Source organism: Nocardia vulneris (assembly GCF_001613425.1).
Classification (GTDB): domain Bacteria; phylum Actinomycetota; class Actinomycetes; order Mycobacteriales; family Mycobacteriaceae; genus Nocardia; species Nocardia vulneris.
In genome coordinates this window covers 173,925-187,358 of the sequence record NZ_BDCI01000036.1, presented here as the reverse complement: position 1 = coordinate 187,358, position 13,434 = coordinate 173,925, and the positions used below count along the sequence as shown (strand labels likewise).

Sequence of the window (13,434 nt, the reverse complement as noted above, 5' to 3'; positions counted from 1 at the left end):
TACTGTGGACGTGGTTCGCGCGACGGGCGGAGGTACTGGTGCCGGAACGATCGAGGGTGGCAAGGGCCGGATTCATCGCGGGACGATTCGGCGAGTTTCCGGCGCGCTGGAACCTGGGCGAGATCGGCCAGGGTCTGCAGGATCAACTGGCCCGTATTCCGCGCAGTCCGTTCGGTCCGAGCGAGGAGGAGCTGCGCGCCAACCTGGCCGGTGAGGCGAGCGCCGATGCCGCGCTCTCGCTGCACGACGCGGAATTGGCGGCGGCGGAGCCGGATCCGACCAGCCCCGAGGTGCCGCGCGACCTGACCGCGGCGGCGTTCTTCGACGTGGACAACACGATGGTGCAGGGCGCGTCCATCGTGCACTTCGCCCGCGGGCTGGCCGCGCGCAAGTACTTCAAGACCTCCGACCTGGTCGACGTGGCGTGGAAGCAGGTCAAGTTCCGGGTCACCGGGCGGGAGAACAGCTCCGACATGGCCAGCGGCAAGGAGAAGGCGCTGGCGTTCATCGCCGGGCGCCCCACCGCCGAGCTGGCCGAGCTGGGCGAGGAGATCTACGACGAGATCATCGCCGACAAGATCTGGCCGGGCACAAGGGCTCTCGCGCAGATGCATCTGGACGCCGGCCAGCAGGTGTGGCTGGTCACCGCCACGCCGGTCGAGCTGGCCCAGGTGATCGCCAAGCGGCTCGGGCTGACCGGCGCGCTGGGCACGGTGGCCGAGAGCGTGGACGGCAAGTTCACCGGCCGCCTGGTCGGCGACATCCTGCACGGACTCGGCAAGGCGCACGCGGTACGCACGCTGGCGATCCGGGAAGGGTTGAACCTCAAGCGCTGTAGCGCCTACTCCGACAGCCACAACGACGTGCCGATGCTCTCGCTGGTCGGCACCGCGGTCGCGATCAACCCGGACTCCGACTTACGCGAGGTCGCAAAGAACCGGGGCTGGGAGATCCGCGATTTCCGCACCGGCCGCAAGGCCGCGAAGATCGGCGTGCCCACCGCTTTGGCGCTCGGCGCGGCCGGTGGCGCGGTGGCCGCGGCGGTCACCCGCAAACGCGATCACTGAGCCGGCACCCGCGCACCCGGCGGTCCGGCGAACGCCGGAAACCAGTGCGGCCGAGGGGTTTACCGACTGGTGCACGGCGTTCGCCGGGACGACGGGTAGCGCGCGGCGCACCCGGCGCCCGTCGCTACCCGGTGAACGGGTTGCGGCGCTTGGTGAGCAGTTTGTACAGCGTCGACTGGATGGTCTCGCGCACCTGGTCGGTGACCTCGAACATGGTCATCGGGTCGTCGGCCGCCTCCGGCTCGTAGCCGGTGGTCGGGATGGGTGTGCCGAATTCGATGTACCACTTCGACGGCAGCGGTAGCGCGCCGAGCGGGCCGAGGTGCGGAAACAGCGGCGTCACCGGGAAATACGGCAAACCGAGCAGCCGGGCCAGCGGCTTGATGTCGGCCAGCTTCGGGTAGATCTCCTCGGAGCCGACGATGGAGCACGGGATGATCGGCACACCGGTGCGCACCGCCGCGGCCACGAAACCGCCACGGCCGAACCGCTGCAGCTTGTAGCGGTCGGCGTATTGCTTGCCGACGCCCTTGAAGCCCTCGGGGAAGACGCCGGTCAATTCGCCTGCGCGGAGCAGCCTTTCGGCGTCCTCCCGGCAGGCCAGCGTGTGCCCGGCCTTCCTGGCCAGCGAGCCGAGCACCGGCGTCTCGAAGATCAGGTCGGCGGCCAGCAGCCGCAGCGCCCGCTGCTTCGGATGCCGATCGTGGATCGCCAATTGCAGCATCAGCCCGTCCAGCGGCACGGTGCCGGCGTGGTTGGCCACGATCAGCGCGCCACCCGCCTCCGGAATGTTGGCCATGCCGCTCACCTCGGCCCGGAACCACAGCTCCGACATCGGCCGCAGCGCGGGCAGCAACACCGACTCCAGCAGATGCTCGTCGAAACCGAACTCGTCCACCTGGTAGTCGCCGGTGAGCCGGCGCCGGGCGAACTCCGCGGTCTTGCCGATCTGCTTGCCGATCGCGCCCCGCACCAGATCCGAGAGCGATTGCGGGGCAGGCGGTTCGGCGGCGGCGAGCCGCTCGGTCAGCGACGTCACCTGGCCGGGCGCCTCGCCCTGCGGGTGTTCGGGCCAGCGCCGGGCGGGCGGGCGCGGCCGGGCCTCGACCTGTATGTCGTGGAGTTGGATGACTTTCGCTACGTCGTTCATTGCTGTGCTCCCGTACCGGCCCCGAGCAGGCCGAGCAGTCTGGATTCTGCGGCATCGATCCACTTGGGGTCGATGACGGGTCGCGACGCTGCGCCCCCGATGAAGTCGTCGAAGGCCTGCACCGTTGTCCAGCGCGGCACGAAACCGAGTTCGGCCCGCATCCGGGTGGTGTCCAGGCCACAACCGAAATGGAAATAGTCGAGCTGCTCGCCGGAGAATTCGCGCATCACCGGCCCCATCAGAATCCGCCCCGCGCTGCGGAACAGCGCGAACGGCACCGGGAATTCGATCCGCCCGGCCCGCCGCACCGCCTGTGACAGCGCCAGCGCGCCGTCACCGGCCACGTTGACGGTGCCGCCGCGCCCGGCGAGCGCGGCATGCGCCAGCGCGGCGACCGCGTCCTGCTCGTGCACCAGTTGCATTCTGGCGTCGCGGCCGAACACGGTCGGCGTGAGCGGGGATCGCAGATAGTGCGCACCCCGCCCGGCCAGGCGCGGCCCGACGATCGGTGCGAAACGCAGAATTGTCGTCGCGATATCGGGCCGGCGCCGGGCCAATCCGCGCACATACCCTTCGATTTCGATCATGTCGCGGGCGAAGCCACCGCTCGGCGGCGTGCGCGCGCTCATTTCCTCCGCGAATTTCGCGGGGTCCTTCGCGCTGCAGCCGTACACCGCGGACGAGGAACGCACCACCACCCGGCGCACCGTCGGCGCCTTCTGGCACACCGCGAGCAGCTGCATGGCGCCGAGCACGTTGAGGTCCTTCATCACCGCACGCGACGCGCCGGCGGGCGGCTTGGCCAGCACCGCGGTGTGCACCACGGTGTCCACCGCGCTGCCGTCGACCACCTTGCGGATCAAGGGATTTCGGATATCCGCGCGGACGAACTCGGCGCGGCCCATGCGGCGCTGCAATTCCCGGCTGGGGGTCATGGTGTCGACGGCGAGAATGCGTTCGATACCGGGATCCTGCACGAGACGAGCGACCACGTTGCCGCCGAAAAAGCGGCTCGCACCGGTTACCAACACCACCTTCGGTGTGTGTCCGTCCCGAACGTCAGAACCAACCGGCACCGCATCCCACCTTGACAAGCCCCCACTTCATTTTTGCCCCGCTCCCAGGGTAGCCGCTGCGTCTATGCGTTCCGATGGGATTTACCAGGTTCTAACGATGACTTCAATCACCGAAATACACCGAAAGGCCCGCCACCGCTTCGGTGACGGGCCTCGCAGTTGACGCGCAGATCGTTTCGAGCGACCTGCAAGCAGTCGCTACGCCGGGCTTTACTTGCCGAGTTTGCGCCGCTGCACACGTGTGCGGCGAAGCAGCTTGCGGTGCTTCTTCTTCGACATGCGCTTGCGGCGCTTCTTGATCACAGAACCCATAGGGTTGTTCCTCGCGTTCTCTCTACTCGGCGCGCACGCTACTCACGTGCGCCAACTGACCGGTCGCTCGGCAAGCCTCACGCCCAGTGCCCGCGCCGCCGGATACCTCGGGGCACCCAGAAGCGGTGCCACCGGCGGGCGAACACGAACCGAGGATCTATCGTACCGGCACGTCCAGCGACCTTCGAAACCGCCTGATCTCTCGCCGCCGGAACGCGTCCGGCGACCGCCTGCGTCGGGGTGACCGCAGCCGTCTCAGCCCGCGTCGAAGTAAGACGTTTCCAGATAGTCGTGCACCGCCTTGGCGTGCACCCGGAACGACCGACCCACCCGCACCGCGGGCAGCTCGCCGGAATGCACCAGCCGGTACACCGTCATCTTGGACACTCGCATCAGGCTCGCCACCTCGGCGACCGTGAGGAACTGAGTGCCGCCGAGCATGGGTTGACCCTGCGCGCCCGGACCACTCGGTGCCCGGGAACCGCTCCGGCTGCCCGAGGGACCGGAGCCACTCGAACTCCCTGAGCTACTTGCAGACATCTTGTTCGAAGACATCATTGCACCATTGACCTCCGGCACGTCCGCGCCGCCGGCTTCCCCACCGGCGGAACAGACACGCACGTGCTCCTTGAAGCTTAGCGGGACCAGTGGTGTTACTGCGACGGGAGTGAGAAATAAGCTTTTCCGATCGGAATCCGACCGGTCATCCCGCGGATGTGCGGTGTTCGCCTCGCCGCCGTCTGGGCCCGATTTGCCCCGTCGGTCCGGATCCCGGTGGGAGCAAACTCACGGCGAGTCCGGTTCTTCGTCGTGTCGCGCGCCGCGGGCACGGCGGTTCACGCGCCGGCGCCGACTCCGGTCCCGACGCCGGCCGGACCGTCGCTCACGCCGCCTTGCTCGGCGGAGCGCTGCTTGGCGGCGTGCAACGCCTCCAGGAACGCCGAACGGACGCCGCCGCGCTCCAGCTCGCGGACCGCGGCCGCGGTGGTGCCCGCCGGAGACGTGACCGCGGCCCGCAACTCGGCCGCACTCTGCTCGGACTCCTGCAGCAGCGCCGCCGAACCGATCATGGTCTGCACCACCAGTTCGGTGGCCACCTCGCGGGTCAGGCCGAGGCCGACACCCGCGTCCACCATCGCCTCGACGATCAGGAAGAAGTAGGCGGGGCCCGACCCGGAGACCGCGGTGACCGCGTCCATCTGGGATTCCGCGACGGTCACCACCTTGCCGACCGCGCCGAGCACGTCGGTCACCAGTTCCAGCTGCTGGGCCCGGGCATACCGGCCCGGTGCGATGACGCTCATGCCCTGACCGACCAGCATCGGCGTATTCGGCATCACCCGGACCACCGGGAAACCGGCGGGCAGCTTCGCCTCCAGGCGCGCGGTCGGCACCCCGGCCGCCAGCGACACCAGAATCTGGTCCCTATCGTTGCCGACACTGGCGTTGTCGCTGAGCGCGGCCTTACCGAGCGCGGTCATCACGGCGTCCACATCGGCGGGTTTCACCGCGACGACCAACAGGTCCGCGCCGACCGCGGCGTCGGCGACGGAATCGGTCACCCGCACCGAGAACTGCTCGGCGATCTGCGCGGCCCGCTCGGTCACCGGCTCGACGACAACCAGGTCCTTCGCCAGCCGTCCGGACTCGAGTAAGCCCGCGATCAGCGCCTCCCCGATGCGTCCGCCACCGATAACCGCAATTCTCGTCATGGGAGTCAAGGCTATGCGAGGGCGAACTCAGCGCTGTTGCGGGATGAGCGCCAGCTGCCTGCTCTGCGCTACGACGGCACCGGTCGAGTCGAGCACCAACTGGTCCTCGTCGAACATGCGCTCGCCCACCTCGTGCGTGGTCGCGATGATGCGCAGCCAGCCCGCAGCCGGCTTGCGCCGCAGGTAGGTGGCCATCTGCACGGTGGGAGCCCAGCCGAAATGACCGAGGTTCACCGGCACCGGCGGGCTCATGTCCGCGCCCATCATCGCCATGAACATGGCGGTCTCGGTGTTCTGCTCGTCACCCGGACGCGGGCGCAGCCACAGCCGCAGCCGCGGCTCGCCCTGCTGTCCTTCGAGGAAGCGGGCCCAGTCCCGATCGATGTACAGCTCAGCGCCTTGACCGACGTGCACGACGCTGCTCATCGGCGATTCCGGCCCGTAGCCGATGGCGTCGGCGGGCGGTTCGACCGGCATGTCGTCGTGCTCGCGGGCGTAGCGCGGTTCGGCGTCGTCCAAGCGGCTGAAGGTCAGCGCGGTGCGCACCAGGGTCCGCCCGTGCTGCACCAGGTTGGCGTCGGCCAGGCAGATCTGCCGGCCGATCTTGCGGATATGCACCTCGTATTCGACCTCGCCCGGGTCGGGCGCGCCGAGGAAGTCCGAGCTGGCGGCGACCGGGGCCATATCGGCCAGCGCCGGGTCGGCCGCGCGCAGCCACTTCAGGCCCGCCGCGGCGCTGGCCGCGACCATGGTGCCGCCGTGCACCTTCTTGCCGATCGTCCAGACCTTGTCGATCATGCCGAGGTAGCGACCGGTGTCGGGGGTCGTCGAGAGCAGTTCGGTCAGCGCGAGCACCCGGCTGAACGGGGCGTCGGTCGCCGTGGCCTGCGTGAGATCCAGGTCGGCCGTCATCGTCACTCCTGTCGTCGACTCACCGCGTCGGCGGGCAGGGTTACCGTTCCGCGACATTCATACAGCGTAGAACGAACCGGATCGGGCTTCCCGTTCGCCCTCAGTCGCCTACATCACACTGCCGCACACTTCACGATCGGCACACCCACCGTTTGCCGACTGTTTCGGATGCGCGAAATAACGACGCCTATTTCGTTGGGGTACAGATTATTTCGTAGCGGCGCAGACTATTTAGTCGCGGCGCAGACTATTTTGTCGCGGCGCGAGGATTCAGGGGTGAATTGCGGGCGTCGGTGCGGTCACGCCGTTGAGATGCAGGCGCGCGAACGCGAGCGTGCGATGCAACATCGCCGCGCGAGCCTGCGTGGTGCGCGCGTTCTGGGTATTGATCTCCGCGACCGCCTGCCCCGTGAAACCGGTGCGGACCAGCGTCTCGCACAGCTCGACGCACGGCTGGGTGCCCTCGCCGGGGATCAGGTGCTCGTCGTGGGCGGCCCCGCGACCGTCGGCGAGATGCAGATGCGCCAGACCCGGGCCCATCCGGGCGGCCAGCGCCAACGGGTCCGCGCCCGCGGTCGCGGTGTGCGAGAGATCCAGGGTGTAGTGCGCGAAACCGGTATCGGTCGGATCGTAGGACGGGCTGAACGCGGTGAGCCCGATGCCGGGGCCGCCACGACGTTCCAAGCGCTTCACCGACCGCGCCCCGCGCCCGAACAGGGTGTCGGCGCGCATCGGAAACATGTTCTCCACCGCGACGACGACCTCGCTGTCGGCCTCGAGCTCGGCCACCTGATCCGCGAAATTCTCCGCGTATCTGCGCTGCCAGCGGAACGGCGGGTGCACCACCACGGTGCGCGCGCCCAAGGCCTCCGCCGTGCGCACGCTGCGTTCGAGCTTGGCGGCCGGGTCCGCGCCCCACACCCGCTGCGAGATCAACAGGCACGGCGCGTGAATCGCGATGACCGGCACGTCGTACTTGCGCGCATAGGACTGCACGGTCGCGATGCTCTGACTGGCGGGCTCGGCCCAGACCATCAATTCGACGCCGTCGTAACCGATTTCGGCCGCGTAGCGAAAGGCAGCCTCGGTGTTCTGCGGATAGACCGACGCGGTCGACAGCCCGACCAGGATCTGCCGTCCCGTGGTCTCGTTCGCCTGCCCGATCTTGCCCACAGCCGCTCCCCTGCCTCAGTTCGTACTGAGCAGAAAGGCTAGCGGTCCCAGCGTGACGAAGACGCCGACGACCACCGCGATCACCGTGCTCAGCACGTCATCGGTCCGGCGCAGAATCCGGACCAGGGCGACCAGACCGAGGATCACGATCATCGCCAGGGCCAGCGCCACCCACGGCAGCATCTCCCACATGCGCTCGAAACCCTTGAACAGCAGCATGCCCGCCACGGCCGCGCCGGTGCTCTGCCCGCCCAGGATCAACCACTGCCGGCGGTTGGCGTCGAACTCGGCCTTGCGCGCGACGCGCGACGAGCGGCGGCGCGCGGCGGCCCGGCCCGGCTCGCGCTCCGCGCGCTCCTCGTGTTCGTCGAGGTCGTCGTCGTCCTCGTCGGCCAGCTCGACCGGCTCGTAGAAATCGGTCTTGCCGTCGTAGATGTCGAGTTCGTCCTCGTGCGGCGCGACATCGCGCTTCGAACCGCGTTTGCCTCGACCGGCATTCGCGCGTTCGGCTCGCTCGACCCCGTCCCGGAGCAGATCGCCCGCGACGGTCTGGCCGGAGAGCAACTGCTGGTCCTGGCTGGCCAGCGACCATGCGGCGGTCGGCAGGCCACCGGACTCCGGCCCGACGTCCTCGGGTTCCGCCGCGGCGGGTTTGTGTCTTCGGGCCGACCAGGCGGGTAACGCGCGCTCGCCGTTGCGCTGGTTGGATCTTCGTTCCAGCTCCGGCTTGGGTTCGGGGGTCGGCGCCCACGGCGCCGCGGTCCTGGGCTCGGGGGGCGCCTCGGCCGCGAAACCGTTCCACGCGGCGGTCGACGGCCCGGCCTCGAGCTCGTCGGCTTCGGCGGCACGCCGGCGCGCGGCTCGGCCGCTGCCCGCGCCGTTGCGCTCGTTCCGGGGCGGTCGGCCGTTCGAGCCCGCCCGATCCGGCAGCGCGGTGCTCGCGGCACCCGGCTCCGGCCTGCCGAGATCCCGCAGCGGCGGGCGCACCTCGGTGGTCTCTTCGGCCGGCTCGGCATGCCTGCGCCGGCGACCGGACCGCGTCGAGGCGTCCTCGGCGGGCGGGGCCGCGTACGGGTTGGGCGAGGGCGCATACGGATTGGGCGAAGGCGCGTACAGATCCCCGACCGGCGTGCTCGGCGAGAGCGGATCGGCCGCGGGCGTGTGCCGCGACGACGGCATCTCCCGCCCGGGCATCACCCGGTTCGAGTGACCGGGCGGCGGATCGTCCTGCGGTTGCGGCTGGGCGTACGCGGCGAGCGGGTCGTACATCGAGATCGGGCCCGACATCGGCGAATACGGTTCCGGCGATGGCGCATACGAGACAGGTTCCGGCGCGGGCGGTTCGTACGACGGCGTCTCGTAGACCGGCTCGTCGGCCGCGTCGTCCGGTGCGGCATGCGACGACTGGCCGCTGCCGATGGCGGGCATGTCACCGGTCAGCTCGGCCACCGAGATGCCCCGGCCACCGCGGCGGCGCCTGCCACCGCCCGCGGACGACGCGCCCTGCTGCCCGTTCCGGGCCAGCAGCTCGGCGACCGATAGCTGTTTGGAGTCCTCACTCATGACGAAACCGTTCCTATCGGCCCGGATAGCGCCACCCCATCGCCGGGCGCCGGGCGGCCGCTGTCGGTCGCCGGGCCCGGTATGGCTGTCGCTCGGGGTCCGCCGTTCATGTCGGTATCCAGTTTGCGCAGGATCAGCCCTTCCCGCAGCGCCCACGGACAAATCTCGAGGGACTCCAGCGATAGTGCCCGCATACTCGCCTCCGCGATCAATGCGCCAGCCACCAATTGCTGTGACCGATCGGAACTTACGCCTTCCAATTCTGCACGGTCGGCGGCCGTCATTCGCGAGATGAACGCAATCAGTTGGCGCAGACCTGAGCTGGTGAGTGTACGACGCACCCGCGGCCCCGCGGCAGAGGGTGCGGCGCCGGTCAGCCGGGCCAGCGAGCGGAAGGTCTTCGACGTGCCCACCGCCAGGTCCGGTTTTCCGGCGTCGATCAGCTGTTTCGCGGGCAGGGCGAGCTCCGCGTCGAGCCAGTCGCGCAGCACGTTGACCCGGCGCTTACCCGGCGGGTCCTCGCGCAGCCACTCCCTGGTCAACCGTCCGGCCCCGAGTTGCAGCGAGAGCGCGACATCGGGTTCCTCGTCGCCGCCGTTCGTCATCTCCAGCGAACCGCCGCCGATGTCGAGGTTGAGAATGCGGCCCGCGCTCCAGCCGAACCAGCGCCGCACCGCGAGGAAGGTCAGCCTGGCCTCGTCGACACCGGTGAGCACCTGCAGATCGACGCCGGTCTCGGCGCGGACACGCCCGAGCACCGCTTCGGAATTGGTGGCTTCGCGCAGCGCCGAGGTGGCGAACGGCATCAGCTCGACACACCTGGAAGTCTCGGCGATGCTGGCGAATTCGGCGACGGTCGCGATCAGCCGCTGCGCGCCGGATTCGGTGATCCGGCCCTCGTCGTCCATGTTTTCCGACAGCCGTAGCGTCGCTTTCGTGGAGCTCATGGGCATGGGGTGACCGCCCCGGTGCGCGTCCACCACGAGCAGGTGGACGGTATTGCTTCCGACGTCGAGTACCCCTAGCCGCACAAGAACACGGTACTGGAGTCGGCCACCCCTTCAGGCCAAGCCGGTGAACTGTTAGCGTCTGGCAGTGTGACGGTAGGCGCATCAGCCAATGACTCGGCCCGGCCCCGACCTGCGGGAAAGATCGATCCGAGCCCCGAGGTAGATCTCGATTTCCCGCGCGAGTGGATCGAGTTCGTCGATCCAGCAAACGATGAGCATCTCATCGTCGCCGATCTGACCTGGCTACTGTCGCGCTGGACGTGCGTCTTCGGCACCCCGGCATGTCAGGGCATCCTGGGCGATCGGCCCGACGACGGCTGCTGCTCGCACGGCGCGTTCCTCTCCGACAAGGACGATCGCAAGCGGCTGCAGAACGCTGTGAAAATGCTCACACCCGCGGATTGGCAGCTGATGGGCGAGGCGAGCGACGCCGCGGGCAAGGTCACCAAGAAGGGCTATCTGGAGCTCGACGAACTCGAGGACGAGCCCGCGTTGCGCACCCGGCGCTTCGACGGCGCCTGCATCTTCCTCAACCGGCCCGGCTTCGAGGGTGGGGTGGGCTGCTCGCTGCACACCATGGCGCTGCGCCGCGGCATCGAGCCGCTGGAGGTCAAGCCGGACGTGTGCTGGCAACTGCCCATCCGGCGCACCCAGGATTGGGTGGACCGCCCCGACGGCGTGCAGATCCTGCGCACCACGATCACCGAATACGATCGCCGCGGCTGGGGCCCGGGCGGCGCCGACCTCGACTGGTACTGCTCGGGCTCGCCGGACGCGCACGTCGGCAGCCGACCGGTCTGGCAGTCCTACGGCCCGGAGCTGAAAGAATTGCTCGGCGCGCCCGCCTACGAGGAACTGTCCAGGCATTGCCGGCGCCGAGAAGGACTGGGGCTCATCGCGATTCACCCCGCGACCGTGCACGCGAGCCGGATGCAGGACTCCGCGACGGCCTGAACGGGCACCACGCGCAGACGACCGAGCACGCTGAAACGACCGGCGGGTGCAGGCACCGCGAAAAGCGAGTCACTCGAATCAAGGTGTGCATTACGTTCATTCGGAGGGAGTGCGCTCGTCACGTCTTTAGGGTTTGATGTGCGGTCATGTCCAAGAAAGTTCTGACCATGGCGGCCGTTGCCGCAGGCGCAACGCTGTGCCTCACCGGTGTGGCCCACGCGGAGCCGAACGGCGACCCCGCCAAGTACTTCGATGTCACCGCCAATTTCGTGCCGGCCAACACCCCCGAGGCGCTCGGCGCGGCGGCCGCGGGCAAGAGCGTGATCATGAGCCCCTACGGCACCGCGCGCACCATCGCGTGCCGCGGCACGAGCACCGCGGACATCTACGACTGCCTGCAGGAAGACGATTTCGGGTGGATCACGTTGAGCAAGGTCGACGTGCCCGGCGTCGGCCCCACCTGGACCTACCTCGGCCAGCCTGCCGAGGGTGCCTGAACCACACGTACGACACGAACCCCTGTGCACCCGTGCACAGGGGTTCGTTCTTTTCGTCCGGTCCTAGGCCTCGAGCTTGTAGCCCAGGCCACGCACGGTGACCAGGTGTTCCGGCTTCGCCGGGTCGGCCTCGATCTTCGACCGCAGCCGCTTGACGTGCACGTCGAGGGTTTTGGTGTCACCGACGTAGTCGGCGCCCCAGACGCGGTCGATCAGCTGGCCACGGGTCAGCACGCGGCCGGAATTGCGCAGCAGGTATTCGAGCAGGTCGAATTCCTTCAGCGGCAAGGTGACCGGCTTGCCGTTCACCAGCACGGTGTGGCGGTCCACGTCCATCCGGACGGGGCCCGCCTCCAGCACGCCGCTCTCATTGCCGCCGTCCAGTTCGTCGCCCGCGCCGCGGCGCAGCACGGCCCGGATGCGCGCGATGAGCTCACGCGCAGAGTACGGCTTGGTCACATAGTCGTCGGCGCCGAGCTCGAGCCCGACCACCTTGTCGATCTCGCTGTCGCGCGCCGTCACCATGATCACCGGCACGCCGCTGCGGGTGCGCAGCTGCTTGCAGACATCGGTGCCGCTCATGCCGGGCAGCATGAGATCGAGCAGCACGATATCGGCGCCGGACCGATCGAACTCGGCGAGCGCGGACGGGCCGTCACCGACCACGGTGACCTCGAAGCCCTCCTTGCGCAGCAGGAACGCGAGCGGATCGGCCAGCGACTCCTCATCCTCGACGATCAACACACTCGTCATCTGCGTGCCTCCACACCATTGGGTCGGCCCGGCCCCGTGGGGCGCGGGCTTGTTTCTCTCGTGCTCACCGTCGGTCCGGCGGAATCCTCTTCTCCGTCGGTCTCATGGTGGGCAGGTATTCGCAGCGTGAACGTCGAGCCCGTGCCCAGCTTGCTCCACAGGGTGATCTCACCGTTGTGGTTGGCTGCCACGTGCTTGACGATAGCCAGGCCCAGCCCGGTCCCGCCGGTGGCGCGCGAGCGCGCCTTGTCCGATCGGAAGAAGCGCTCGAACACGCGCTCCTGGTCTTCTTTGGCGATCCCGATGCCGCGATCGGTCACGGCCATCGCGACATGATCGCCGCGCAACGAGCGGCTGACCGACACGTGCGAACCGGCCGGTGAGTACGCTATCGCGTTCTCGACCAGATTGGACAGGGCTGTGACCAGCAACGTTTCGTCGCCGAGCACCTCGAGCCCGCTCGGACGGTCGGTGCTGACGGTGATGCCCGCGGCCTCCGCGGCGGTCCGGGAGCGGTCCACCGCCTGCATAACGACGGTGTCCACGTCGACCACCTCGAGCTCGGGCAGCTTCTCCGCGCCCTGCAGCCGCGACAGCGCAATGAGTTCGGTCACCATTTTCCCGAGACGCCGTGACTCACCCAACACCCGCTGCCCGAAGTGCCGGACCGCCTCGGGGTCGTCCGCCGACTCGAGCATGGCCTCGGCCAGCAGGCTCATCGCGCCGACCGGGGTCTTGAGCTCGTGGCTGACGTTGGCCACGAAGTCGCGCCGGGTCGCCTCCATCCGCGCCTGTTCGGAGTCGTCGTCGGCGAACAGCACGGTGAAATTGGTGTCCTCGCGCGAGAGCTGGCGCGCGACGCCGCGCACGGCGATCCGGCCGCGGCCGGGCACCGGATTCTTCGCGGTGAGATCGAATTCGGCGGACTCGCCGGTGGCGAGCACCTTCTCTACCGCGGTCCAGGCGCGCTCGTCGAGCAGCCGGTTGCGGACCAGGCCGAGTTCCTCGGCGCGCGGATTCACCAGCACCACGTCGCGGTACTCGTCGACGACGGCGATGCCGCTCTCGGAGGCGAGCACGATCAGGTCGAGCACCTGCGACATGGTCAATCCCGAGTCGGCCTGCCTGCGGGCGGCCTGCCGGGCGTTCATATAGGGAATCAGTAGCCCGCCGACTGCCAGCCCTACGACAGCCGCCAGGACTGCCAATAGCACCGCCTGCGGAACACTCACCTTTGAATCGTACGGTCGCGGAA

The 13,434-nt window shown here is 68.8% G+C and carries 14 protein-coding genes; 3 read left to right on the top strand and 11 right to left on the bottom strand.

Features of this window, described 5'->3' with window-relative positions; all coding sequences use genetic code 11:
• The first annotated feature begins 113 nt into the window (after positions 1 to 113).
• Positions 114 to 1,067, top strand: a complete 954-nt coding sequence (locus NVU01S_RS32755; protein WP_042265541.1) for an HAD family hydrolase — start codon at positions 114 to 116, stop codon at positions 1,065 to 1,067.
• 124 nt (positions 1,068 to 1,191) lie between these two features.
• Here the strand turns inward: NVU01S_RS32755 and NVU01S_RS32750 are convergent, their stop codons facing one another.
• The 9 genes from NVU01S_RS32750 to NVU01S_RS32715 all read right to left on the bottom strand — a co-directional run bounded on the left by NVU01S_RS32750 (position 1,192) and on the right by NVU01S_RS32715 (position 9,996).
• Complete coding sequence (locus NVU01S_RS32750; RefSeq protein WP_043668517.1) at positions 1,192 to 2,217, bottom strand: lysophospholipid acyltransferase family protein; 1,026 nt, start codon at positions 2,215 to 2,217, stop codon at positions 1,192 to 1,194.
• Entirely contained in the window at positions 2,214 to 3,293 is a 1,080-nt protein-coding gene (locus NVU01S_RS32745; RefSeq protein WP_052280466.1) for an NAD-dependent epimerase/dehydratase family protein, read from the bottom strand. Before NVU01S_RS32745 ends, NVU01S_RS32750 begins: the two co-directional genes overlap by 4 nt.
• 210 nt (positions 3,294 to 3,503) lie before the next feature.
• A complete protein-coding gene (locus NVU01S_RS42745; protein WP_003402602.1) occupies positions 3,504 to 3,605 on the bottom strand; it encodes a 30S ribosomal protein bS22 in 102 nt (33 codons plus the stop codon).
• Between the two features lie 255 nt (positions 3,606 to 3,860).
• Positions 3,861 to 4,145 carry a helix-turn-helix domain-containing protein gene (locus tag NVU01S_RS32740; RefSeq protein WP_370627833.1) on the bottom strand — a complete coding sequence of 95 codons (285 nt, stop codon included), beginning with the start codon at positions 4,143 to 4,145 and terminating at the stop codon, positions 3,861 to 3,863.
• A 296-nt stretch (positions 4,146 to 4,441) separates the two neighbouring features.
• The gene (gene proC / locus NVU01S_RS32735) at positions 4,442 to 5,317 is read right to left on the bottom strand and encodes a pyrroline-5-carboxylate reductase (protein ID WP_043668514.1); all 876 of its coding nucleotides are present in this window, start codon (positions 5,315 to 5,317) and stop codon (positions 4,442 to 4,444) included.
• A 27-nt stretch (positions 5,318 to 5,344) separates the two neighbouring features.
• Positions 5,345 to 6,229: a thioesterase family protein gene (locus NVU01S_RS32730; RefSeq protein WP_082031982.1), complete on the bottom strand. Its 885-nt coding sequence runs from the start codon at positions 6,227 to 6,229 to the stop codon at positions 5,345 to 5,347.
• 270 nt (positions 6,230 to 6,499) lie between these two features.
• The gene (locus NVU01S_RS32725; protein ID WP_244467205.1) at positions 6,500 to 7,402 is read right to left on the bottom strand and encodes a sugar phosphate isomerase/epimerase family protein; all 903 of its coding nucleotides are present in this window, start codon (positions 7,400 to 7,402) and stop codon (positions 6,500 to 6,502) included.
• A gap of 15 nt (positions 7,403 to 7,417) precedes the next feature.
• Positions 7,418 to 8,965: an Rv0497 family membrane protein gene (locus tag NVU01S_RS44485; protein WP_052280465.1), complete on the bottom strand. Its 1,548-nt coding sequence runs from the start codon at positions 8,963 to 8,965 to the stop codon at positions 7,418 to 7,420.
• On the bottom strand, positions 8,962 to 9,996 hold the full coding sequence (locus NVU01S_RS32715) for a Ppx/GppA family phosphatase (RefSeq protein WP_029899763.1): 1,035 nt from the start codon (positions 9,994 to 9,996) through the stop codon (positions 8,962 to 8,964). Before NVU01S_RS32715 ends, NVU01S_RS44485 begins: the two co-directional genes overlap by 4 nt.
• Positions 9,997 to 10,062: 66 nt before the next feature.
• Here NVU01S_RS32715 and NVU01S_RS32710 point away from each other — a divergent pair, with 66 nt between their 5' ends.
• Both NVU01S_RS32710 and NVU01S_RS32705 read left to right on the top strand, forming a co-directional pair.
• A complete protein-coding gene (locus tag NVU01S_RS32710) occupies positions 10,063 to 10,929 on the top strand; it encodes a DUF3109 family protein (protein ID WP_063048203.1) in 867 nt (288 codons plus the stop codon).
• A 146-nt stretch (positions 10,930 to 11,075) separates the two neighbouring features.
• Positions 11,076 to 11,426 carry a hypothetical protein gene (locus NVU01S_RS32705; RefSeq protein WP_042265372.1) on the top strand — a complete coding sequence of 117 codons (351 nt, stop codon included), beginning with the start codon at positions 11,076 to 11,078 and terminating at the stop codon, positions 11,424 to 11,426.
• 63 nt (positions 11,427 to 11,489) lie between these two features.
• Here NVU01S_RS32705 and NVU01S_RS32700 read toward each other — a convergent pair whose 3' ends face one another.
• On the bottom strand, positions 11,490 to 12,179 hold the full coding sequence (locus tag NVU01S_RS32700; RefSeq protein ID WP_014988578.1) for a winged helix-turn-helix domain-containing protein: 690 nt from the start codon (positions 12,177 to 12,179) through the stop codon (positions 11,490 to 11,492).
• Positions 12,176 to 13,411, bottom strand: a complete 1,236-nt coding sequence (locus NVU01S_RS32695) for a sensor histidine kinase (RefSeq protein WP_029899760.1) — start codon at positions 13,409 to 13,411, stop codon at positions 12,176 to 12,178. The genes NVU01S_RS32700 and NVU01S_RS32695 overlap by 4 nt, the downstream gene beginning before the upstream one ends.
• Positions 13,412 to 13,434 lie beyond the last annotated feature (23 nt).